Source organism: Paenibacillus wenxiniae (assembly GCF_039822605.1).
In the GTDB taxonomy this organism is placed as follows: domain Bacteria; phylum Bacillota; class Bacilli; order Paenibacillales; family Paenibacillaceae; genus Saccharibacillus; species Saccharibacillus wenxiniae.
Genome location: NZ_JBCGUH010000011.1, coordinates 85,134 through 108,752, shown reverse-complemented (window position 1 = coordinate 108,752; position 23,619 = coordinate 85,134). Strand labels below are relative to the sequence as shown.

Annotated in this window: 16 protein-coding genes, 1 pseudogene and 1 riboswitch; of the genes and pseudogenes, 3 read left to right on the top strand and 14 right to left on the bottom strand. The window is 45.8% G+C overall.

Translation table 11 applies throughout. The features are described from left to right. Window positions 1-479 precede the first annotated feature (479 nt). The 4 genes from AAHF22_RS18015 to gcvH all read right to left on the bottom strand — a co-directional run bounded on the left by AAHF22_RS18015 (window position 480) and on the right by gcvH (window position 3,971). Window positions 480-992, bottom strand: a complete 513-nt coding sequence (locus tag AAHF22_RS18015) for a GNAT family N-acetyltransferase (protein ID WP_347326409.1) — start codon at window positions 990-992, stop codon at window positions 480-482. A 103-nt stretch (window positions 993-1,095) separates the two neighbouring features. Continuing rightward, on the bottom strand, window positions 1,096-1,644 hold the full coding sequence (locus AAHF22_RS18010; protein ID WP_347326408.1) for a DUF2569 family protein: 549 nt from the start codon (window positions 1,642-1,644) through the stop codon (window positions 1,096-1,098). Between the two features lie 252 nt (window positions 1,645-1,896). Next, window positions 1,897-2,760: an SDR family oxidoreductase gene (locus AAHF22_RS18005; protein ID WP_347326407.1), complete on the bottom strand. Its 864-nt coding sequence runs from the start codon at window positions 2,758-2,760 to the stop codon at window positions 1,897-1,899. Window positions 2,761-3,578: 818 nt separating this feature from the next. Next, complete coding sequence (gene gcvH / locus AAHF22_RS18000; protein ID WP_347326406.1) at window positions 3,579-3,971, bottom strand: glycine cleavage system protein GcvH; 393 nt, start codon at window positions 3,969-3,971, stop codon at window positions 3,579-3,581. Between the two features lie 182 nt (window positions 3,972-4,153). Then, window positions 4,154-4,250, top strand: a riboswitch (glycine riboswitch). Between the two features lie 385 nt (window positions 4,251-4,635). Here gcvH and gcvT point away from each other — a divergent pair. The 3 genes from gcvT (at window position 4,636) to gcvPB (ending at window position 8,770) form a co-directional block, all read left to right on the top strand. After that, window positions 4,636-5,751, top strand: coding sequence for a glycine cleavage system aminomethyltransferase GcvT (gcvT, locus tag AAHF22_RS17995; protein ID WP_347326405.1), 1,116 nt, complete (start codon window positions 4,636-4,638; stop codon window positions 5,749-5,751). Between the two features lie 140 nt (window positions 5,752-5,891). After that, complete coding sequence (gene gcvPA, locus AAHF22_RS17990) at window positions 5,892-7,247, top strand: aminomethyl-transferring glycine dehydrogenase subunit GcvPA (protein ID WP_347326404.1); 1,356 nt, start codon at window positions 5,892-5,894, stop codon at window positions 7,245-7,247. 65 nt (window positions 7,248-7,312) lie between these two features. Continuing rightward, complete coding sequence (gene gcvPB / locus AAHF22_RS17985; protein ID WP_347326432.1) at window positions 7,313-8,770, top strand: aminomethyl-transferring glycine dehydrogenase subunit GcvPB; 1,458 nt, start codon at window positions 7,313-7,315, stop codon at window positions 8,768-8,770. Between the two features lie 372 nt (window positions 8,771-9,142). Here gcvPB and AAHF22_RS17980 read toward each other — a convergent pair whose 3' ends face one another. The 10 genes and pseudogenes from AAHF22_RS17980 to AAHF22_RS17935 all read right to left on the bottom strand — a co-directional run. Further along, the gene (locus AAHF22_RS17980) at window positions 9,143-9,949 is read right to left on the bottom strand and encodes an MBL fold metallo-hydrolase (protein ID WP_347326403.1); all 807 of its coding nucleotides are present in this window, start codon (window positions 9,947-9,949) and stop codon (window positions 9,143-9,145) included. Window positions 9,950-10,542: 593 nt separating this feature from the next. Further along, complete coding sequence (ptsP, locus tag AAHF22_RS17975) at window positions 10,543-12,255, bottom strand: phosphoenolpyruvate--protein phosphotransferase (protein WP_347326402.1); 1,713 nt, start codon at window positions 12,253-12,255, stop codon at window positions 10,543-10,545. After that, window positions 12,248-12,523 carry an HPr family phosphocarrier protein gene (locus tag AAHF22_RS17970; RefSeq protein ID WP_188776164.1) on the bottom strand — a complete coding sequence of 92 codons (276 nt, stop codon included), beginning with the start codon at window positions 12,521-12,523 and terminating at the stop codon, window positions 12,248-12,250. Before AAHF22_RS17970 ends, ptsP begins: the two co-directional genes overlap by 8 nt. Window positions 12,524-12,978: 455 nt before the next feature. Further along, the gene (ptsG, locus tag AAHF22_RS17965; RefSeq protein WP_347326401.1) at window positions 12,979-15,033 is read right to left on the bottom strand and encodes a glucose-specific PTS transporter subunit IIBC; all 2,055 of its coding nucleotides are present in this window, start codon (window positions 15,031-15,033) and stop codon (window positions 12,979-12,981) included. A gap of 296 nt (window positions 15,034-15,329) precedes the next feature. After that, the gene (glcT, locus tag AAHF22_RS17960; protein ID WP_347326400.1) at window positions 15,330-16,172 is read right to left on the bottom strand and encodes a glucose PTS transporter transcription antiterminator GlcT; all 843 of its coding nucleotides are present in this window, start codon (window positions 16,170-16,172) and stop codon (window positions 15,330-15,332) included. 357 nt (window positions 16,173-16,529) lie between these two features. Further along, window positions 16,530-18,194, bottom strand: coding sequence for a flotillin lipid rafts scaffold protein FloT (gene floT, locus AAHF22_RS17955; RefSeq protein ID WP_347326399.1), 1,665 nt, complete (start codon window positions 18,192-18,194; stop codon window positions 16,530-16,532). A 221-nt stretch (window positions 18,195-18,415) separates the two neighbouring features. Beyond that, window positions 18,416-18,943, bottom strand: coding sequence for an NfeD family membrane protein (locus AAHF22_RS17950; protein WP_347326398.1), 528 nt, complete (start codon window positions 18,941-18,943; stop codon window positions 18,416-18,418). A 681-nt stretch (window positions 18,944-19,624) separates the two neighbouring features. Beyond that, window positions 19,625-20,791 carry an iron-containing alcohol dehydrogenase gene (locus AAHF22_RS17945; RefSeq protein WP_347326397.1) on the bottom strand — a complete coding sequence of 389 codons (1,167 nt, stop codon included), beginning with the start codon at window positions 20,789-20,791 and terminating at the stop codon, window positions 19,625-19,627. Window positions 20,792-21,712: 921 nt separating this feature from the next. Continuing rightward, window positions 21,713-23,320 (bottom strand): UDP-glucose--hexose-1-phosphate uridylyltransferase, encoded by a 1,608-nt coding sequence (locus AAHF22_RS17940; protein WP_347326396.1) that lies wholly within the window; start codon window positions 23,318-23,320, stop codon window positions 21,713-21,715. Continuing rightward, window positions 23,313-23,619 (bottom strand): annotated as a pseudogene (locus AAHF22_RS17935) (UDP-glucose 4-epimerase GalE); the annotation flags it as partial. The gene AAHF22_RS17940 and the pseudogene AAHF22_RS17935, both read right to left, overlap by 8 nt.

Genomic DNA, 23,619 nt, shown 5'->3' with positions numbered 1-23,619 from the left:
CCTATATGCTGTAGCTTCAAAGAATAGAAACTTGTTCACTCCATGTATACACTACCCAGAATGATGTAGCTGTCTGTCAATTATTTAGAAATAGAACAGGGGAACTAGCTGTAGCTGATCTACCATCGGTACGCAACCTTTTACAACGGAGTGTATGGACACCTACAGCACGTGAACAGTGCCGAAGTCCGGCTCCATTTAGAAAACTGTTGTAGTTTGTAGACCGTATAGGAGTATATCCTGAGAAACAAAAGTAGCAGAACGAACAGACAGTGAACGAGGTACTTCAGCAAGTTTTCAGTCACGTCTCACTGTAGTTGAAGTAGAATGCACGATCTCACCCACCAAGCTTTTATATTAAAAAAACCTGTCTCTACGTGGGTCAATCGCCAGTATGTATGGCATTGATCTCGTGTAGGACAGGTTTTTTTATGCAGAAATGTAAGCTTAGCCAGGCAAGCTAACTAATTTGAGTTCGCTTATTCACCAATTCGTTTACCAAGAATGGCTAGATGTCGCTCGACTCCATCCAGTACAGCGACGCGTGGCAGATGTCCCCATTCTTCAAAACCGAACTTACTTAGCAGCGTTCGGCTTGGGTCATTGTGGGCGAATACAAAGCCAAGCAATGTATGAATATTCAATGCAGGTGCTTGCTGGATCGCATAGCTTACCAGCTTACTGCCGATGCCTTTACCTTGAAAATCAGGATGAACATAGACGCTCAGTTCTACCGTACCGTTATAAGCCGGACGCCCGTAGAACGTTTGCAGACTTGCCCAGCCCGCTATGCGCTCATCCTGCCATAGCACCCATAGTGGGCGGCGAGCTGGATCATGTTCATCAAACCAGACTTGACGACTTTCTACCGTGACTGGCTCGGTATCGGCAGTGGCAAGTCGACCGGGAATGGATGAGTTATAAATGGTAACAATCTCATCTAAATCCTGCTGACGCGCGATTTGAATTTCGTATTGATCGGTTTCTGGCATCGTCTGTTCCTCCACTTACCTTATATTTTTATATATTGTAATGGCTATAAGGTAAGCTGTCTATCCGCTTTCTGTAGCCGTTCACTGCATAACAGCGCTGCGTTTAGCGGATAAATGTATTTTTGACGCGTACCGAACGAGAAAAGTACAAATTCCACAGCAATGTCATAATGGCCGATAAAATCATGCCTGTCACCATGCCCGATGTAGGTGGAACGATGAAAAAGGCAATGACCGTGAGCGCCAGATTGATCAATAAATACGCGCGTGCGGTACGTGGAAATGCACGTTTACGTGTGTACAGTTGCACAAGCATAATTACAAGCAACACAATTTGAATGACCGCGACGATCATTTCATACACGGAAAGTGCACGTATGTTGCCACTGTATAGCGCCAATATGCGATCAATATCACCGCTAAGCTCCGGTGGGAATACATCCGGATTGGCGACAAGAAACATCATAAATATGTAAGTCGGAATCGCAACAAGAGCGATGAGCAGGCTCCAGTACATGTAGATTTGGAAAACGACCAGCCAGCCTCCAAGCCCAACGAGCGGCGGACGACCTTGTGGTGGTTGAGGTTGGCCAAATGGTGGCTCCGGTGGCTGACCCTGACCATTTGGATGTGGTGGATAATTATTGTTCATTATTTCCGTTCCTTTCTGTTTGTAAATCGGTTTACCATCTATGGCGATCTCGTGTGAGCAGCAACCCTGCCCATGTTGACATAACCAAAGAAACAGGCGGTCTCACAAACGATCAACCGGTCGGTACAACGCCGTATTCGTGTAGTTGCCCGCTTTCTCCAGTCTATCACAGCCATTGCCAGAATCCTATTTCAATCATGCACAAGATGTCGGTTGCTGCTGAATCGTTCTCTCCCTTTCGCTTCAATTCGCTTATATATGAAGGGATGAGGCAATGCCGGTCTGTTGCTCGCTCCATTGCCATAAGCGTAATGCTTCTTCACGATTCATCGCACGTGACTTTACCGATTGCACTTTTTTACGATAATAATAACGTCCCGATTCCCCTTCCACCGATGGATCAGTAGCGAGAAATACCGCGGTTTCTGCACCCTGCTCAGGCGTTTGGAAAAAAGGCGTATGCGCCAGCCCAGCGAGCAATCGTTTACCAAAACCGGTATCTCGATCGACACCGATACTTGTTGCTACCGCACCGGGATGCAGACAGTTAGCAGTCACATTCGTGCCTTGCAGTTGTTCCGCTAGAATGTGATTGAAATATAGATTGGCCAGCTTGGATTGGGCATAGGCTTTAACAACATTATAGCCATGCTGTAGCTGGAGATCGTCCCAGTGCATTTTTCCAATCTTATACGCGCCCGAAGCTACCGTTACGATGCGTCCGGACGGTGACTGCTTCAGCGCATCCAGCAGCAGACGTGTCAGCAAAAAGTGACCGAGATGATTGACGCCAATCGACATTTCGAAGCCATCTTCGGTTTCTTTGCGCTTCAAATTAACGACACCGGCGTTGTTAAGCAGCACATCTAAACGATCATATTGCTTATAAAATTGCTCGGCAAATTGATGAATATGTTTCAGCGAACCAAGATCGCACTGCATCAGTGTCAATTGATCCGAACCGCTTTGCTCGCGTGCTTGCTGTAATGCCTGCTGTCCGCGTTCTTCGTTGCGGCATGCCATAATGACCTCATGTCCTTGCTTGGCGAGTGCAATGCTAGAGGCGAGTCCCATACCGGAATTGGCGCCTGTGATCAGTATACGTCGGGTATTCATAGGTGTGGCTCCTTTCATTGGGAATGCAATGGGCTGCGAAGCTGCGTACTTGTTTGAGGCATTACTAGAACTTTAAACGGATACGGTTTAAGTTACGCATCGGTTGTGATCGTGCTTGCTGGAAAAGGATATCGTTTTGAGAATTTTAATAAGTGGAGTGTAATTGGGTAGCGCATAAGGGCAAAGGCGTATGCTATACTGAGGACAGGCATGATGTTTGCAAATGGTTTTGTCGTTCCAGTGTAGAGATACCGCGATAAAACGTTGTTTGTTGCATTTATATATGCTGTATTCCCTTCTATCTTATACTATATGCCTTGGTTTGATATCGACTTGTGCTGTGATGGTACAATCCGATAAGTTGATGGTTTGGACACTTAATCGCTCTCACTCCTATTACTTTTTCGTAGTTAATTATGCTGGATTTATCGTGGATCGTACTCCTTTTATAGTTAAATAAAGTGGATAAAGTATCGTTGGGCTGCTCTGGATTGCTTTTATGTAAGTGCTATCTTTTCATTGCTTTTCTACACCTACTTAATTTGAAACCGATCTATTCCGTCAACCTTACACTTTTGTATCTCAGCTTTATTATTTATTACTATTACTTCTGCTTCACTACTACCTTCATCCTTCACTTCTGTATGTTATAAACGATTCGATCCCTATAGAAATACCCGAACGCCGTCGCGCCCGGGTATTGTACGTGTAAAGCTTCATATTACGTTTTTACGTATTCAAAGCATTAGTATATTTGAAGCATGCATTCGTTCATTTTCAGGACATTTCGGCATATATTTGACGTATGCGCGAACGACTTAATCCTGTGCGTGCTCCGCGTATGCAGCTGCATCCAGCAATGTAGACAGAGCTGTATCCAGGTCGCCGTCTACTTTCAACTCAATCATCCAGCCGCGGCCGTATGGATCGGAGTTTACGAGTTCTGGTTCGGTTTCGAGATCAGGATTGAGCTTGCTTACGGTTCCAGCAATCGGGCAAAATAGTTGCGAAACGGTTTTAACCGATTCGATCGTACCTACTTCTTCGTCTTCACTTACCGTGCGTCCATCTTCAGGCAGCTCTACAAATACGATATCTCCCAGTTGATGCTGAGCAAAGTCGGTAATCCCGATACGTACCGTATCGTCACTAACCCGTTCCACCCATTCATGCTCTTTGCTGTACAACAATTGATCCTTAATCTCGCTCATCGTTTATGCTCCTCCGATTCTTGTCATGTTGGTATCCTAATGCCACAAGAGTATAGTAAGCGAGTTTGCGCTGTCAAGAGGCTTGACATCGTTTACTCAATCAAGTATTAATATAATAAACATACATTTTGGATCGTTTAGTGATTGAATGTTCGGAAATACATAACATCATATGGAAGCGGATGAACGTACAGGGAGAGACTGACCACTCGATGGCAGCGCCGAAGGAGTAAGCCGGAAACGGTGAATCTCTCAGGTAAAAGGGACCTGTACTGGACGCGGCTCTGGAGAGCATCCGGCGCATAGCAAGGCGCGCAGCGGATCACCAAAGGGGAAACTTGCTTGAACCGGCTGAACGATTCATTTCAGCTCCATCAGCACCAAGCTGACAGGCGGCAAGGTAACTCTCAGGTATCAAGGACAGGGAGGACAATGGAACGAGCGGGTTTTGCACCCGTTTCTTCCCTGTCCTTCCTGTTTTTTGTGTTTTGTTGCAGAACGATTGTTTTTTGTTAGGTAGGCATGCTTTTTACAGCCAACGTTAACAAGATGCTATCACAACATAAATAAGCTTTGCTCTTCATGACGATCTTAGGCTGAACTGAGCTTCTTCACAGTCTGTCGATCGCTTAACCGTTCATATTATGAATTTGAGGTGAGCCAAATGACAACCGAGCTGAAAAGAACACCGCTTTACCCGCTATATGCTGAAACCGGCAACCCACGCTGTATCGATTTTGGAGGCTGGGATTTGCCTGTACAGTTTTACGGTATTCAAAAAGAACATGAAGCTGTACGCGAACGTGCTGGACTATTCGATGTATCGCATATGGGTGAGGTGATGTTCAGTGGTAAAGGCACCGAAGCCTTTTTGCAAAAGATGCTAACGAACGATGTGACTCGCCTGCAAGATGGACAGGCACAATACACATTGATGTGTTATCCAAACGGTGGTGTCGTGGATGATTTGCTCGTCTACCGGATTCATGAAAATTTGTACATGCTTGTACTGAATGCATCCAATATCGATAAAGACATCGATTGGCTCCAGCAGCATCTACCGGACGATGTACAGCTCAATAATATTTCGGACGAAACGGCGCTAATTGCACTGCAAGGGCCGCTCGCTGCATCGATTATGAGTAAAGTGGCAGGCACCGAAGCGCTGGCTGAGCTGGCGAGTTTTACCTTTGTAACAGATGTGAAGCTATACGGCGCTGAGGTGATCATCTCTCGTACAGGTTACACCGGTGAAGATGGTTTTGAAATTTACTGCCCTGCCGAGCAAGCTGGAGCGATCTGGAGTGGCCTGCTGGCAGCAGGTGAAAGCGATGGTCTGATCGCCTGTGGTCTCGGTGCGCGTGATACGCTTCGTTTTGAAGCGAAGCTACCGTTATACGGTCAAGAGCTATCCGCTGATATTACACCGCTGGAGGCAGGACTTGGCTTTTTCGTAAAGCTGGACAAGGGCGATTTTATCGGTCGTGAAACGCTTGCCGAGCAAAAGCAACATGGCGTTCCACGTAAACTGGTCGGTGTCGAGCTGCTAGAGCGCGGTATTCCACGCTCCCACTACCCGGTGTTCCGCGATGGTCGTCAGATCGGTGAAGTCACGACAGGCACACAGTCGCCTACATTAAAACGTAATCTCGGTCTCGCTTTAATCGAAGCAAGCAGCGCAGAGCTTGGCACACCGCTTGAAATAGAAATTCGTGGCAAGCAGTTGAAGGCTGAAGTCGTGAAAGCTCCATTTTACAAACGTCAGCCGGTAAAATCGTAAGCTTTTTACCTGATCCATCTATTGTTGATGCCTATATGTAGCTTCACTGTTGTATAGATTGATCGCCAGTCCAAACATAGGGCTAGGAACGATTCGCTTGATTATATTACGGCAATCCGTTGCCGAAAGGAGCATAACTTATGAAATCCCATCGCTATATTCCGATGACCGCGCAAAATGAAGCCGACATGCTGGCTGTGATCGGCGCGTCTTCTGTAGAGGAATTGTTTAAAGATATTCCGGCTTCGGTTCGTTACGAGGGCACGATGCCAATGTCAGGTATGCTGGACGAATACGCCTTGACTCGTCACCTTTCCATACTTGCTGGCCGCAATGCGGATACCGATCGCTATACTAGCTTTCTCGGTGCAGGCATTTACGATCATCATGTTCCTTCTGTTATTAATCATGTCATCTCTCGTTCTGAATTTTATACAGCCTACACCCCGTATCAACCGGAAATTAGCCAGGGTGAATTGCAAGCGATTTTCGAGTTTCAATCGTACATTTGTGAATTGACAGGTATGGCTGTTGCCAATGCCAGCATGTATGATGGCGCAACAGCACTGGCTGAAGCGGCTTCACTTGCTGCATCAGCTACGCGCCGCAACAAAATTGTCGCCTTCTCTACGATTCATCCGGAATCCCGTGCGGTTGTACGAAGCTATGCACGCGGTCTAAATCTGGAAGTGGTTGAAGTCGCTTATGGCGATGGCGTAACCGATATTAGTGCACTGGCTGATGTGCTGGATAACGATACAGCAGCGGTACTTGTACAATCACCTAACTTCTTTGGCGGTATTGAAGGCATTCGCGCTGCTGCTGAGCTGGCGCATGAGCATGGCGCTCTGCTCGTCGTGAGTACGAATCCGATCTCACTCGGTCTGCTGGAAGCACCTGGAAAGCTTGGCGCTGACATCGTAGTCGGCGATGCCCAGCCACTCGGTATTTCCATGTCACTCGGTGGTCCAACTTGTGGGTTCTTCGCTGTATCGCAAGCACAGATGCGCCGTATGCCAGGACGGATCGTAGGTCAAACGACTGACCGTAATGGCAAGCGCGGATTCGTTCTTACTTTGCAAACGCGTGAACAACATATTCGCCGTGATAAAGCAACGTCCAACATTTGTTCCAATCAGGCACTACTAGCGCTATGTGCTTCGGTCTACCTGTCTGTGATGGGTAAACAAGGTATGGTCGACGTATCCGGATTGAATGTGCAAAAAGCGCATTATGCTGCCACAACGATCGCAGCCGTAAAAGGCTGCACATTGGCATTTGCCGCTCCATTCTTTAATGAATTTGTCATCCGTTTACCGGAAGGCGCTTCTGCATCCGCCGTTAACAGCAAGCTGCTGGAAAAAGGAATTATCGGCGGATATGATCTCGGTCTGTCGTATCCCGAATTGTCCGGTCATATGCTGTTCGCCGTCACTGAAAAACGCACCAAAGCGGAAATCGATCAACTGGCAATCGAATTGGAGGCATCGCTATGACAAACGAAACGTTAACTGCGAATGAATCGCAAGCTGTCGAAACGAACCCAACGCAACCAACGGTTGTGGCGAAGGAAAAAGCGTTAATTTTCGAATTAAGTCAGACCGGTCGTATTGGTTACTCCTTACCGGAATGCGATGTACCACAGGCAGACCTGAGCAGCCTGATTCCGCAACATATGCTGCGCAGTGAAGCTGCTGCATTGCCGGAAGTATATGAAGTGGATGTGATCCGTCATTATACCGAGCTGTCTCGCCTGAACTTCGGTGTCGATAATGGCTTCTACCCACTCGGTTCCTGTACGATGAAATACAACCCAAAAGTGAACGAAGATGTGGCACGTTATGCTGGCTTTGCCAAAATCCACCCGTACCAGCCAGAACAAAGCATTCAAGGTGCTCTTGAACTGCTGCATACGTTACAAAATGATCTGGCTGTGTTGACGGGCATGGATGCTGTTACGTTGCAACCCGCTGCTGGTGCACATGGCGAATGGACAGGTCTGATGATGATCCGCGCGTATCACGAAAAACGCGGCGAACATCGTACTAAAGTGATCGTGCCAGACTCCTCGCACGGTACGAACCCAGCAAGTGCAACCGTAGCTGGTTTCCAAACGGTAACGATTCCTTCCAATGAACGTGGACTGGTCGATCTGGATGCACTGCGTGCAGCCGTTGGCCCGGATACCGCCGCCCTGATGCTGACCAATCCGAATACACTCGGCTTGTTCGAAGAACAAATTACCGAGATCGCTGCGGTTGTACACGAAGCAGGTGGTCTGCTCTACTATGATGGTGCTAACTCCAATGCGATCATGGGTATCGCCCGTCCAGGTGATATGGGCTTTGACGTCGTTCACTTGAATTTGCACAAAACGATGAGTACCCCACACGGTGGCGGTGGTCCAGGTGCCGGCCCAGTCGGTGTGAAAAGCAAACTGCTTCCATTCCTGCCTGAGCCTGTCGTAGAAAAACAAGCAGACGGCACGTACACCCTTCGCTCCGGTTCACCGGATTCGATCGGTCGCGTAAAAGCATATTATGGTAACTTCGGCATTCTCGTTCGTGCTTATACGTACATCCGCAGTTATGGCCCGGAAGGTCTGCGCCGCGTATCCGAATGTGCGGTACTGAACGCTAACTATATGATGCATCGTCTGAAAGATCATTTTGTAATGCCATACGACAATGTATGCAAACACGAATTCGTCATGTCCGGCAAAGGCTTGAAACAATACGGCGTGCGCACACTGGATGTAGCCAAACGATTGCTTGATTTCGGCTACCACCCACCAACGGTGTACTTCCCGCTGAACGTAGAAGAATGTATTATGATCGAGCCAACCGAAACCGAGAGCAAAGAAACACTTGATGGCTTTATCGACACGATGATTCAAATCGCAAATGAAGCGAAGGAAAATCCAGAGCTGGTGCTGAATGCACCGTATACGACGTATGTGAGTCGTTTAGATGAAGCAACTGCGGCACGGAAACCGGTGTTGAATTGCGCTTGTAGCTGATTTATTCTTCTAACTATATTGACGCTATATTTTGTAGAACTATACTATCCATTCGTCCAATTGCAAAAATAATATACGAAAAATGGATAAATATAAAAATAGAAGGACACATTCTGATTATGGAATGTGTCCTTCTATTTATTTTCTGAAATACATAAAACTTATCGTTTATTATATAAAGCTAACTTCAGTATTAAAGATTGTGACAGCTTTCTATTAATGTTGCTATAAAGTTAAAGTTGACTCTATTTTGTGGAAAACGAACTTGAAGTCATTTTCCTATGCGTGAATACACCAACGTAGTCATAAAATATAAATATATTCTCTTTTTATATTAAATGACCCCACGAAAGATTCCAATCGTAAGGAAAACTAGAATCGTACTGAAAAACCATTAAACTGATGAATACCTGTTCCAAAATGGATCAGATTCTTCTTACGCAGTTCAAAAACAGCTTCTTTCACTACATTCAACAATTCAGGCTCTAATCCAATTTCATTATGAGCACCGAAAATTTGCTTTACTCCCTCAATCTTAGCAATCTTCTGCCACGAATCCACAAGATCTTCAGGAGACGTAGTAGGATAAAACGCATATACTGGTGTATCACTATATAATAAATCGCCTGTAAACAAATATCCTCTATTTATATCATAGATAGCAATATGTCCAGGCGAATGACCGGGTGTATGAAATATTTTCAAACTGCGTGCTCCAATATCGATCACATCTTCATCTCGAAGAACTCCTGTTGGTATTCCTTGATAAGGTGTATATGTAGTTGGATTAAAAGATACTGGAACTGGCTTCGTAATATCACGTGATATATCTTTTCTAATTTGCTCGATTGAAAGTTTCGGAATACCGTTTATAAGCAAATCTTCTTCCGCTTCATGTACATAAATTTCCTCAAACTGACCATGACTTCCGATATGATCGACATGCACATGGGTTGTAATAACCTTGATAGGCAAGTTTGTTAATTGATCTGTTATACGCTTGATATTATCGATGCCTAATCCGGTATCAATTAAAACGGAACATTGTTGACCTAACAATAAATAAGAATGAACTTTTTCCCAATGTCCAAATTCACTAATAGCAAATGTAGTCGGGTCTAATGTTGATACTGTAAACCATGAATCATCCATAAGAACAGGATATTTAGTATTGGGCATACTCATTCCTCCACATTTTAAAAGTAGTTCATTACAATTAGATTCATTATAAAACTTTAATCGTACTCTATATATAAATACTTTATTTTTTCCTCACTTGCACTAGAATCTTAGATTTAAATCTTATTTTAATCATCATGAACAATTGATATGCAAATAATCCTTCCTTCCAACTTTTAAGTCCATTCTTATGATTGAGCCAGGTCAATTTAATTTGACTAGCAATGATACAGAAAACATATCTCATCAGCTCTAAAGTACCTCCGCAGCAATCTTTTGAAGCTTCTCCCTGCACGCATCAAGCGGAGCAACAGGAATTGTCTGAAAGGCCGACCTTTAACCCTGCAAATGTACCATCTCCCCTCACAACATGTGCAGGCTTAAACGGAGACCGTTAGACAATCTTTGTACGGAACGTTCTTTGATACTCCCCTAGAATTCCCAGAATCTCAAATAAAAAAAGCTGATTCCCCGAAAAATTCAGGAAATCAGCTTAATGGGATTGTTGGAAAACGATTCAATCGAGTTTGCCTTGAAATCGCAGGCAGTGCACTCTATTGGCTATTGCTGTAAAGCAAACAAACCAGTCGGTATTACGCCTGAATTGCGTTAACCAGCTCAACCACTTCTTCGGCTGTTTGCATATCGAGTGCTTTGGTAGCCAGCTCTTGCATTTCAGCTTTGGACAGTTTAGCGATCTGGCTGCGTGCAGGCAGAATCGAGCTTGCGCTCATGCTGAACTCGTCGAGTCCGAGACCGAGCAGCAGTGGAATTGCAGTTGCATCCCCTGCCATTTCGCCACACATGCCGGCCCATTTGCCTTCTTTGTGTGCTGCATCGATTACCATTTTAACCAGACGCAAAATGGACGGGTTATATGGTTGATACAGATAGGATACGCGCTCGTTCATACGGTCAGCTGCCATCGTGTACTGGATCAGATCGTTTGTACCGATACTGAAGAAGTCCACTTCTTTGGCAAACTGGTCAGCCAGTACCGCTGTCGAAGGAATTTCAACCATGATACCGAGTTGAATGTTGTCGGATACCGCAACACCTTCCGATACCAGCTTGTCTTTCTCTTCCAGCAGAACCGCTTTCGCTTGACGGAATTCGCCCAGTGTCGCGATCATTGGGAACATGACGCGCAGTTCGCCGAATACGCTTGCTCTGAGCAGCGCACGCAGTTGAGTGCGGAAAATGTCCTGACGATCCAGACAAAGACGAATAGCACGGAAGCCCAGGAATGGGTTCATTTCTTTTGGCAATGTCAGGTAAGGCAGTTCTTTGTCGCCACCGATATCGAGTGTACGCACAACAACTGGCTTGCCTTCCATGCGCTCCAGTACCGTTTTGTACGCGTTGAATTGTACATCCTCGGATGGCAATTCGTCACGACCCATGTACAGGAACTCGGTGCGGTACAGACCTACAGCTTCGCCGCCGTTATCGATCACGCCAGCTACATCATTTGGTGTACCAATGTTAGCTGCCAGCTCGACGTGAACGCCATCTTTGGACACGGTAGCTTCGTCGCGCAGTTTGCGCCATTCTGCTACTTGAGCCTCGTATGCTTCACGTTTTGCACGGTAATCAGCCAGTGTGGACTCGTCCGGGTTTACGATAACGTTACCTTCAAGACCATCTACGATGACCATATCGCCGTTTTGTACAACTTCCATAACTTCTTTCGTACCAACAACCGCTGGAATCTCCAGAGAGCGCGCCATGATTGCGGAGTGAGAAGTACGACCACCAATGTTGGTCGTGAAGCCTTTTACATAGTTGCGATCCAGTTGTGCGGTATCGGAAGGAGTCAGATCTTCAGCGATGATAACCACTTCTTCACGAATTTCTGCTGGGCTTTGGAAGTTTACACCCATCAGATGGTTGATGACGCGTTTCGTTACGTCACGCATATCAGCCGCACGTTCTTGCAGGTAAGCACTTTTCATATTTTCAAACATCGCTACGAATTGCGAAGCGACTTCATTGAGTGCATATTCAGCATTGATCATGTCGCTGGCGATCTTGTCTTTGACTGGATCGATCAGCTCAGGATCACTCAGGATCAGCAGGTGAGATTGGAAAATCTCAGCCTTCTTTTCTCCCATTTCTTGCAGCGTACGTTCTTTGATCGCTTCAAGCTCGCCTTTGGAAGTTTCCAAAGCAGCTTGCAGTTTAGCCAATTCTGCATCGGCGTCACTTACGGAGCGTTTGCTGATTTCGTATTCAGGATGCTCCAGACGGAATGCTTTGGCAATAGCGATGCCCGAAGACGCCGCGATTCCCAAAATATTAGCCATTGATTTCGCCTAGCCCTTCTTTCACCATTACGTCTGTCAGAGCTTGCAGAGCAGCAGCTTCTTCAGCACCCGTAGTGGACAGAACGATAGTGTCACCTTGCTCCAGACCGAGGGACAGCACGCCCAAGATGGATTTCAATGTTACTTTTTTACCTTTAGCTTCAGCAAAAGATTCAGTAGAAGCAAATTTGTTAGCAGCAGTTACGAGAGCTGTTGCTGGGCGTGCGTGGATACCATCTTCGTCAACGATTTTGAATGTTTTTTCCATTATAGAGTCACTCGCTTTCATATAATTTGGGGTTTTGTTAAATAGATGTAAATCATCAAGCCATCCATTCCATTGTACAGCATAATAACGCCGGATGCACCTTCTGTTAGAAAAAAAATCGACTTTTTTCAGCAATACCCAACATTTTACGGTAAATTTTAGGAAAATTCATGAACGAATCTAACATTTAATCAACATCACCGCAAAATGCTTTCATTTCATAATGATAGCAAACTATAGACGAACCTTGTGAAAGGTCATCTATAGTTTGCGGGAATTGCCTGCTGCCGATTTTACAGACCAGCAAGGCTACAACGATGTCGTTATGCATTTGTAAAATAAGATCGATTGCTTTGTTGTTCACCGTCGTTAAACAGTGTCAGGCTCTGTTGCCTGAATCGATATCCATCATCATGTTGCGATCGTTACTTATTCGATCATGACTTGTTCGATCATTATTTAATGGAAATGATGTCTCCCTCTCCACTTTTCACCGTGCCGGATTTTTTCAGCGTTACCGCTGCGCCTTCTGGCAGGTTGGAGAAAATGATCGGTGTGATGATCGATGGAGCGTTCGCTTTTACATACTCCAGATCCACTTCCAGGATCGGTTGTCCAGCCATTACATCGTCGCCTTCGGCAACGAGTACGTTGAAGCCCTGTCCTTTCAGTTTAACGGTGTTCACACCAACGTGTACCAGGATTTCTTTGCCCGCTTCGGACATAATGCCGATCGCGTGCTTACTTGGGAATACGTTGAATACTTTACCGTTTACTGGAGAAGCAATCGTACCGTTCGATGGCAGGATGGCGAAACCGTCACCTGTCATCTTTTGCGAGAATACAGGGTCTGGTACTTCGGAAATGTTCAGCAGCTCGCCTTCAGCTGGAGCGACGATCATTTCTTCTGCCAGTACATTGACCTGTCCCTCAGCAGTCGCCTTCACAGGCTCATTGTCCACACTTGGAGGTGTAGGTCGTGGTGTACGTCCAGCAATGATATCCTGCATTTGCGATTTGATCGTATCGGAACGTGTTCCGAAGATCGCCTGGATATTATTACCCACTTCCAGTACGCCGGACGCGCCCAATGCTTTCAATTGTGCTTTATCTACTTCTTTTGGTTCTTTGACTTGAATACGCAGACGTGTAATACAAGCATCCAGACTGGAAATGTTTTGCTGACCGCCAAACGCATCCAGAATTTTACCTGGCAATTCGTCTTGAGAAGCGGAACCGCCGCCCTCTTGTGTATCGTTTGCCGTTATATCTTCACGGCCCGGTGTTTTCAAGTTGAAGGTACGGATCGCGAAACGGAAACCAAAGTAGTAAATAACAGCCAGAATCAGACCGACGATGATAACATCCCACCACGGTGTACGGTTCGGAATCACCCCGAACAGAATAAAGTCGATCAGACCACCGGAGAATGTCATACCAATTTTAACGCCCAGCAATTGCATCGTCATGAAAGACAGACCAGCGAAGATCGCGTGAATACCGAACAGAACTGGAGCTACGAACAGGAATGAGAATTCCAGTGGCTCTGTAATACCCGTCAGGAACGAAGTCAATGCTGCCGAACCCATAATACCAGCAACATATTTCTTATGTTCTGGTTTTGCTTCATGGTAGATCGCCAGTGCCGCAGCAGGCAGACCGAACATCATGAACGGGAATTTACCAACCATAAATGTACCAGCTGTAAATGGTACACCATCACGCAGCTGAGCCATAAAGATGTTCTGGTCACCACGTACCAGTTGACCCGCTTTGTTCACATACTCACCAAATTCAAACCAGAATGGAGAGTAGAAAATATGATGCAGACCGAAAGGAATCAGCGAGCGCTCAATCACACCGAAGATAAAGGCGGACAATGTTGGATTCGCATCAACCATGTTGTGAGAAACAGTGTTCAGGAATGTCTGAACTGGAGGCCATACGATGATCATAATCAGACCCAGTACGAGCGAGCCTACAGCTGTCATAATAGGTACAAAACGTTTACCGGCAAAGAAGCCGAGGTACGAAGGCAATTCGATTTTGAAGAACCGCTTGTACATCGATGCTGCCAAAATACCGACGATAATACCGCCGAATACACCGGTTTGCAATGTAGGGATACCCAGTACAGAAGCAACGGAGAAATCTTGCTTACCTACTTGATCGGCAGTAACGCCCATTGCCGTACCCATCGTTACGTTCATAATCAGGTAACCGATAATCGCTGCCAGACCGGCAACGCCTTCCCCGCCAGCAAGACCGACGGCAACGCCGACCGCAAACAGTAAGGATAGGTTACTAAATACGATTTGCCCGGAGTTCATCATAACTTGAGCAGTGATTTGAACCCAGTGTGCATTCAGTGCAGGTATATACTGCAAAAAGTCCGGGTTAACGAGCATGTTACCGATTCCGAGCAGCAAACCTGCTGCTGGCAAAATCGCTACAGGCAACATGAGTGCTCTACCTACTTTCTGCAAAACGCCAAACAGACGTTTAAACAATACAGCCACTTCCCCTCTTGATCGTAAAATATAATATGCGACGCTCAACAACACGAATAATGGAGACCACGCAAAAAAAGCATGAGCAAACAATATATCTGTAAAATAAAACTGTATGTTGAGATTCAGGATAGACCTGTCCCTGCATATGCAGTCTTGCTTTTCAGATATTTGTAAACTCATGCCTGATCGAATCAGTAACACGTTATATCCGTTATTCATTTGTTGATTACGTTCTGAATTATACCATTGACATTACCAACTTGCAAGCCTTTTCATTAAAAAAAATGGAAATGTTATTCGTTTTTTTCGGCAAAACGCTGCAAATGCATCGTTAAGTAACTAACTTCAGCCGCATATACCGGACGCCGCAAGCGTTTCTCCATCATCTTCGTTAGTTTCCAGGCAAGCGAATACACTTCTGGATATTCAGATTTAAGCATTTCTTCTAGCCGATGAGTAGCCGCTACTTTCTCGCCACGCCGAATACGCTCGATTGCAAACCGCAGATGCGTTAGCAGGCGTGAATAGTCCAAACTGTCTCCAGCAATTTTTAGATCCAGCGAATCTTCAACTACTTTGATCATGTCGGCAATGAGCTGTGAATGGGACTTAATCTCTGTAATATGCTGATCGGTCAGCGCACTGTAAATGTGCAGCGCAACGAATCCGATCTCATCTTCTTCCAAACTAATACCGAGACGTTTGTGAATAATGTCCAGCGCGTGCTCAGCCAGTCTGTATTCCGCTGGATACATCTCACGCGTCTCATACAGAAATGGATTTTGCACGGTCATGCCTTGCTCAGCACGCTTAATCGCAAAAGCAATATGATCGGTTAATGCGATATGAATATGTTCGTTGAGCGGTGTTTTGCTTTCTTTATTAATATAATGAATGATCTCGTTGATCACTTCGATAATTCGTTCGTCAATCTGTGTCGCCAGTTGCTTGTATTGCTCCTGCTCTTGCTGATTAGTCAAAATAAACATCTTCTCGACGACGTCCAGCGGAATGTGATCGCTGGCTTTACGGTTAAAACCGATTCCTTTACCGATCACCACAACTTCTTCATACTGGGGATGATCTGCAATAATTACGTTATTATTCAGCACTTTAGCTACCTGTAGGCTGCTCACAGTTGCACCCCTTTTACTATCGCCTTATCCCGAATAAGTTACCAAAAAATCACTGTTACGTCAATATGAAACGCTCGGTAGCGCAGCAACGCAAAGAGGCGGCAAAGCCTTTTTGGATGCGACTTTACCGCCCTCTAGGTATGATTCTGAATCGCTCACTCGATCCGTTTCTCTTTATTAAACAAAGCGAAATCGAGCAAGCATAGAGCACATACAGGATTTTATATCGTGATTACGGCTTGCTTGACGTTATTGCTTCATGTTAATACTTGTTTTCATTTCTTACTTTGTTATTTCTCGTTTGTACATTTCTGCTGTAATCCATATTACGTGTAGCTTTACTTTTACGCTTTACATTTACGCTTTACTTTCTTCTCGCTCTTCTACCCGATCCTGTGTATCTTGATGATGAGCGGATGCATCGATGGTACGCTGCGCATCGTTCGGCGTTATGACAGTGACAGGCTCAACGGTTAATGCATCCAGGAAGCCGGACGGCGTGGTCGGGCGGGAATCTGTTTTATTGTTGCTGCGACTGGCTGCCGGTGTATTCGGCTCCGCTGGTTGACCGGTAAAACTTTTAATCATCGATTCTAAATCCAGACCGGAGACGCTTTTTAGCATTTCAGGTGCGGTTGCCATCAATTCGGTTACGTAACTGCTCACCCGTGCGGCACCGCCACCTTCGCCCTTGCCTGTATCTACGACGGTCAACTTGTCGATGCTACTCAGTGGGCTAGCGATCTTGCCTGCTAGTTCTGGAAGCATTTTGGAAACGATATCGAGAATCGCGGCCTGACCGTAGTTTTCGAACGCTTCAGCCAGCTTTTGCTTCGCTTCGGCTTCAGCAAGACCACGCAGACGGATAACATCAGCTTGCGCTGTACCCTGTGCGCGCTCGACTTCAGCCACGGCCAGACCCGCAAGACGCTGCTGCTCGGCAGACGCTTTTGCTTCAGTTTCGATCGAATATTTGCGTGCTTCGGCTTCACGCATTTTACGCGATTTCTCCGCTTCGGCAGCTTGTTCGACAGCAAAACGATCAGCTTCGGCTTTCTTTTTCACCTGAGCGTCGTATTGCTTCTCGCTTACGGTAATCTCGCGTTCTTTCAAATCGATCTCGCGCTCTTTGCGGACAAGCTCGATTTTCATTTGCTCTTCCATCATAATCTGCTTTGCTTTCGCTTCCTGGATATGATAGGCCTGATCGGCTTCGGCGCGTGCGGTATCCTGATCTTTTTTGAAAGCAGCGATTTTCAATTCTTTTTCCTTTGAAGCTTCGGCGATGTTCGTATCGCGCAGCAGTTCCGCCTTTTGACCTTCTTGCTCTGCCTGTGCTTTTTGAATACGGGAATCCCGCACCGCTTCGGCTTCAGCAATCTCAGCATCTCGTTTGACCATCGCAATACGTGGCTTACCAAGCGCTTCCAGATAACCGTGCTTATCACGTACATCTTTGATCGTAAACGAGACAATTTGCAAGCCCATCTTTTTCAGATCACGTGCGGCAACGCTTTGTACTTCCTGCGCAAACCGGTCGCGGTTCCGATACACTTCCTCTACTGTCATCGAGCCCATAATCGAACGCAAATGACCTTCCAGCACTTCCTGCGCTTCACTTTGCAGCGCTTGAATCGGTTTGCCCATAAATTGCTCAGCAGCGGTAGCAACGTCTTCGACCGAGCTGCCGATTTTGATAATCGCTACCCCGTCCGCCATAACTGGTACGCCTTGCTCGGTATAGACCTCAGGTGTGGTCACATCAAGCTTGTGAGACAGCAAAGATAGGAGTTCAGCTTTTTGAAAGATGGGCCATATAAAAGCGCCCCCACCGCGTACAACTTTAATTTTGCGTCCAGAACCGTCATCAGAAATATTTTTACTTCCTAAAAATGAACCGGTGACAACCATCGCTTCATCCGTACTTACGGTTTTATAACGTGCCCAGAATGTAATCCCAAGCACCACCAGTACAACAACGACGACTCCTGCAATCAATACAGCTTCATTTACTAATGGCATCGCATTCTCCCCTTTTGGCTTATTGGTTGTTCGGCATGCCTGCCGACTATCGCCATGCTTCGACTTCGTTGGGACAAAGACAGACAGGGATTATGAACGGCTATGTATACAATCATTCTAATTCGAGCTAAAGCCGTTCTGTTTGCGCCGCTACCTTTCAGGTAGTAGCTTCAACAGGTCAACGTACTGGTCATGTTAGCGTAGCGAAAAAACGGGATAGGTCACAAAGCATCCTGTCGTTCAAATTCAGCTACAGCCAGTGTTCCATCTTGCTCTTCGATAATGACCACGCGTGTACCCGCAGCGATCGGGCAATGTTCAAAACTGGAAGCGATATGAATCACATTACCACCCGATAAACGAACCATCACTTCTCCATAACCAATCTCTGGTACTGGAATGGTGATCTCTCCAATTTTGCCAACCAGCTCACGGATCGAATATCCTGTCGATACTTCACTGTGCTCCATCGGCTTAATATAAGCAAAAAATACGAGCAATGCACCTAGTATTCCCGCTACAAGCGATAAGATCAGCACAACCGGCGTAGACAATGTCGTTGACTTGTCCAAAATAATGCCTGCCCCGCCAAAAACCGTCACTGTCCCGGCTAAAACAATCGGCTTTAGAAAATCCACACCCGGCAGCTCTAGGCCACCCAGTACATCCCCTAGCCAGTCACCAAAGACAAGACTGAATAACGCATAGACCGCTCCAATAATTAGACACGTCCAATATAGCGTTTCCATAACGGTGTACTCCTTTCCCTTTATTTCTGTCCATATGGGATCCATGAATAGAACAAGATTACTCCAATTGTATCCACAGCATGCACAGAAAATGGCGATATACCTATAATTACGTATGCAAAAGATATTGGTTTCATGTTTATATAAATTTATCCAAATTTATATAAAATAAGGACAGTAATGGGAGTAAGTAGAAGGTTGGGTTGGGTTGGGTTGGGTTGGGTTGGGTTGGGTTGGGTTGGGTTGGGTTGGGTTGGGTTGGGTTGGGTTGGGTTGGGTTGGGTTGGGTTGGGTTATACTCTCTTTGATTAGTAGAGTTATTCTACAATGAATAAGCGATTATATATAGAAAGTAAATCGTTATAGGGATACTTAGCTTTATACTGAGAAAAATTCGCCGGACTGATAACAGGTTACTAAGCAAAATTACACTATCACCTGATTTGCTACAGCACTGGCTCTACACGAAAAGTTCAATACAAGATTTGATGTTGAAAATAAACACATTTTAAAATACATCATACAAAAAAGCGATTTGTCCCCCATGTAAGTGAAGGACAGATCGCTTTTCGTTCTATCTTATTCTTTTTATCGTAGCTTATTCATTGTATAACTCAAGCTTTTGCAGCGACTCATGCTCTGATGCAAAAGCGACTACTATTCAATCGATATGATATCGACTTACAGCGACATACGGTAAATTTCACGTACATCATCAGCTTGCAACTTCGCAAAGTTACCGAAGGATGGACCGAATTTGAGTGTTTTTTCAACCATAGCGTCGATCTGGCTATCGTCGATATCGTAGTCTGCCAGACGGCTAGGGGCGCCGATGGAAGCCCAGAAGTCACGTAGCGCCTGAATACCTTCTTCGCCTACTTGCTCATCCGATTTGCCTGCTGGATCAACGTGGAAGACGTTTACCGCCAGCTTCGCAAAGCGTGCAGGATTTACTTTCAAATTGTATTGCATCCAGTTTGGGAACAGAATCGCCAGACCGCCACCGTGTGGAATATCGTACACTGCGGATACCGCGTGCTCGATATTGTGTGTCGCCCAGTCACCTGTCACACCCATGCTCAGTACGCCATTCAGCGCCATTGTACCGGAGTACATGATCGTAGAACGCAGTTCGAAGTTTTCCAGATCGTTGATCAGCCCTGGAGCTGCTTCGATCACAGCACGTAGTACGGACTCACACGAGCCGTCCTGAACCGGTGTATTTTCCTCTGGATGGAAATACGTTTCCAGTACGTGCGACATCATATCAACGATACCGTATACCGTCTGGTCTTTTGGCAAGGAATAGGTGAATTCTGGGTCCAAAATAGAGAACGCTGGGAATGAATATGCACTCCCCCAGCCCAATTTCTCCTGTGTATCCATATTGGTAATGACGGAACCGGAGTTCATTTCAGAGCCTGTCGCAGCCATTGTCAGCACTACGCCAAGTGGCAATGCGTCTGTTGCAGCCGCTTTACGCTCGATAATTTCCCATACATCTCCATCGTATTTAGCACCGACGATGATTGCTTTCGCGCAGTCGATAACACTACCGCCGCCTACAGCCAGCACGAGATCGATGTTGTTCGCTTTGCACAGCTCTACGCCTTTGTGTACGGTAGTCAGACGAGGGTTAGGTTCTACGCCTGCCAGTTCGGTTACGTTCGCGCCAGCTTCGTTCAGCTTAGCAATGACTTCATCGTACAGACCGGAGCGCTTAATGCTTCCGCCACCATAGACGAGCAGCACGTTTTTACCATATTTTGAAACTTCACGTTTTAATGTTTCCAATTGGCCTTTACCAAAAATCAGGCGAGTTGGGTTATAAAATTCAAAAGATTTCATCTTGAGAAAAGCCTCCTTGTTGTTCGATAAGTTAGTTACTGTTTCTTAGCCCTTTACAATTATATACTGTAATCGGTCAAAATCAAAATGATTGGGGTGGTGTGCTGCATCTATACAGAGAGTGCTATCAAAGATTGGGTGATGGGGCGTACATCACTCTGGTAAGGAATAAGGGAACGGACTCCGGTCTCGCACAGGAATCTACAGAGTAGGAGAAAATTGTAGATTCCCGTGCTCAAAAGCAGTAAGATATTTTACTGTGCAAAAATCACTTTTCATTATACCTCGTGTTAGAAGATCGCTAACACTGTAAGTCGTCCTTTTCCCTTATTTCCTTACCCTCGTTCCGCGATGCTTGCAACATTCTTAATAGATGTAGCATATTGGAATAGATGCAGCCATATAAGGGTACTGGCAGTAAGTAATAAAATCTTTATTACTTGAGCGTGGGCGGATGAATTTGTTTTATGCTCGTTTTTATATGATATACGTATACAACTAACACCTAAACTAAGCATGCCTCTTATATCTATGTTGAAAAATTCACTGCACCCGCTTAATTATTAATGGTGAACTAATTATTAAACATATATGCTTAACAACTCTTGCGCAGATTAATTTAGGGCTTGTGCACGTAAATGCCACCCACATTATGATTTTGAGAGCGAACTTGACTACAGTAAAATAATTTCGAGCAATTATATTTTAATAAACTTATATTACAATTTCAAATCTTATGGAGTTCAAATCTTATTGAGGTTTCAAGTCAGTTTACAGTTATTTTGGTTTTAAGTGTTTGGTTTTACTCGTTTAGTTTTAATCCTTTGCCTGAAAATACAAACAGCCACACTGCGGTTATGTTGGGGAACCGCAGTGTGGCTTTTGTGTAGGTTGGCTTATAGAGAATAATTCATGGCAAAATTAGGAGTTGAGCTGGTAGCCGATGCTTTCGAGGAAGCGTTGGAAAGCGGCGCGGCCGGGTTCGTCTTTTTTGTAGACGCCAGCGTGTTCTAGGATTTCGGCGAATTTGCGGCCGACTTCGTCCTGCACGGTTAGTGTGGCAGCTTCTTGCTCCAAATTTGTACCATACTGGGTGACCATATGTTCTGCCCATTCCAGATGGTGGGCAAGCTTATGGTTAGTAGTGCTACGCAGTTCATCTAGCAGAGCGGTATTGCCTGTCAGGATGGAAGCGATCTGATCCAGTTCGTCTTTTAAGCGCCCAGGTAAGATGGCCAGACCCATAACTTCGATCAAGCCGATATTTTCGCGTTTAATATGGTGCATTTCGCGATGCGGATGGAAAATGCCATCCGGGTGCTGCTCATTGGTGCGATTGTTGCGCAGCACAAGATCCATTTCGTACTGTTCGCCGCGACGACGCACGATGGGGGTTACGGTATTGTGACGGACAGATTGGCCTTCTGCATCCGGTGTGGACGCCAAAATTTCGACTTCGGCATCGCTGTACACTTTCCATGCTTCGTAAATATCATTCGCTGCTTCCAGCAGTAATGTATCATTGAACGCACGCAGACGGATGACGGACATCGGCCAGTTTACAAGCTCTAACGTAATGTCTTCACGCGTCTTATGACGATACGTTTGTTCGACTGCTGCTTTTTCAATTGGGAATGTATGACGTCCACCCTGGAAATGATCATGGGTCAGGATGGAGCCGCCTACGATTGGCAGATCAGCATTAGAGCCTAAGAAATAATGCGGGAATTCCCCGACAAAATCGAGCAACCGGCGCAGTGTATGCTTGGTCAGCTGCATTGGCACATGATCATGATGGAACACAATGCAGTGCTCGTTATAATACACATAAGGCGAGTATTGCAAGAACCATGCTTCTCCACTTAGCATCAGCGGCACAACACGCAAGTTTTGGCGAGCCGGATGATTAATACGACCGGCATAGCCTACATTTTCACGGCATAACAGACATTTCGGATACGAGGGTGGTGGCAGCAGCTTTGCCTGCGCAATTTCAGCCGATGTTTTCTCTGGCTTGGACAGATTGATCGTCATTTCCAGATCGCCATAGCTGCTCGGTTGCTTCCAATATACATTTTTCGCGATCCGATCCATACGGATATAATTGGAATTGATCGACAGCTGATAAAACTGATCCGTTGCCGATTCAATACCTTCGCGATCCAGTGTATCAAAGAAATCTGCGGTCACTTCGGATGGACGCGCCATCAGCAGTCCCATAATTTCCGCATCCATCAGGTCGCGGTACGTATCGGTGTTTTCCGGCAGCATGCCAATGCTATACGCATATTCAAGGATGGTATCGATCATCGGCTGTGGTGAATCGACAGGCTCGCCCTGATCCACGCTGGCAAGCAGTGGCACATTCGGATCATACGGCTCATCAAAACGGAATTTGCTCAGCAGCATATTGCGCGAATAATCGAGATCAGCAACCTTGATCAGTTGTTTATCAAAAGCGAACTTGACCAGTTCATCAATCGCCAGTAACGTCTGATTCTGTTCGTTGGTACGTGTTGTATTATTCATGGTTACCATATCCTTGCGGTTTAGATTCATGCCATTGCCATGCACTGGAAATGATATCTTCAAGACGATCATGCTTTGGCGTCCAGCCCAGTACAGAGCGCGCTTTTGCAGAAGAAGCGACCAGCACAGCAGGGTCACCACTACGACGTGGTTCGATTACCGCAGGAATATCGCGTCCGGTTACTTGTTTCGCGGTTTCAATCACTTGTTTGACCGAGAAGCCCTGACCGTTACCGAGATTAAAGGCACTGCTCTCTCCACCGCCAGCAAGATATTCTACTGCTTTCAGGTGAGCATCT

Coding starts and splice junctions, on each gene's coding strand:
- AAHF22_RS18010 (WP_347326408.1), bottom strand. CDS start 1,644: ATGAACAATAATTATCCACCACATCCAAATGGTCAGGGTCAGCCACCG.
- AAHF22_RS17940 (WP_347326396.1), bottom strand. CDS start 23,320: ATGAATAATACAACACGTACCAACGAACAGAATCAGACGTTACTGGCG.
- floT (WP_347326399.1), bottom strand. CDS start 18,194: ATGCCATTAGTAAATGAAGCTGTATTGATTGCAGGAGTCGTCGTTGTT.
- gcvPA (WP_347326404.1), top strand. CDS start 5,892: ATGAAATCCCATCGCTATATTCCGATGACCGCGCAAAATGAAGCCGAC.
- ptsP (WP_347326402.1), bottom strand. CDS start 12,255: ATGGCTAATATTTTGGGAATCGCGGCGTCTTCGGGCATCGCTATTGCC.
- AAHF22_RS18015 (WP_347326409.1), bottom strand. CDS start 992: ATGCCAGAAACCGATCAATACGAAATTCAAATCGCGCGTCAGCAGGAT.
- AAHF22_RS17945 (WP_347326397.1), bottom strand. CDS start 20,791: ATGAAATCTTTTGAATTTTATAACCCAACTCGCCTGATTTTTGGTAAA.
- gcvH (WP_347326406.1), bottom strand. CDS start 3,971: ATGAGCGAGATTAAGGATCAATTGTTGTACAGCAAAGAGCATGAATGG.
- AAHF22_RS17970 (WP_188776164.1), bottom strand. CDS start 12,523: ATGGAAAAAACATTCAAAATCGTTGACGAAGATGGTATCCACGCACGC.
- AAHF22_RS18005 (WP_347326407.1), bottom strand. CDS start 2,760: ATGAATACCCGACGTATACTGATCACAGGCGCCAATTCCGGTATGGGA.
- AAHF22_RS17980 (WP_347326403.1), bottom strand. CDS start 9,949: ATGCCCAATACTAAATATCCTGTTCTTATGGATGATTCATGGTTTACA.
- AAHF22_RS17950 (WP_347326398.1), bottom strand. CDS start 18,943: ATGGAAACGCTATATTGGACGTGTCTAATTATTGGAGCGGTCTATGCG.
- gcvT (WP_347326405.1), top strand. CDS start 4,636: ATGACAACCGAGCTGAAAAGAACACCGCTTTACCCGCTATATGCTGAA.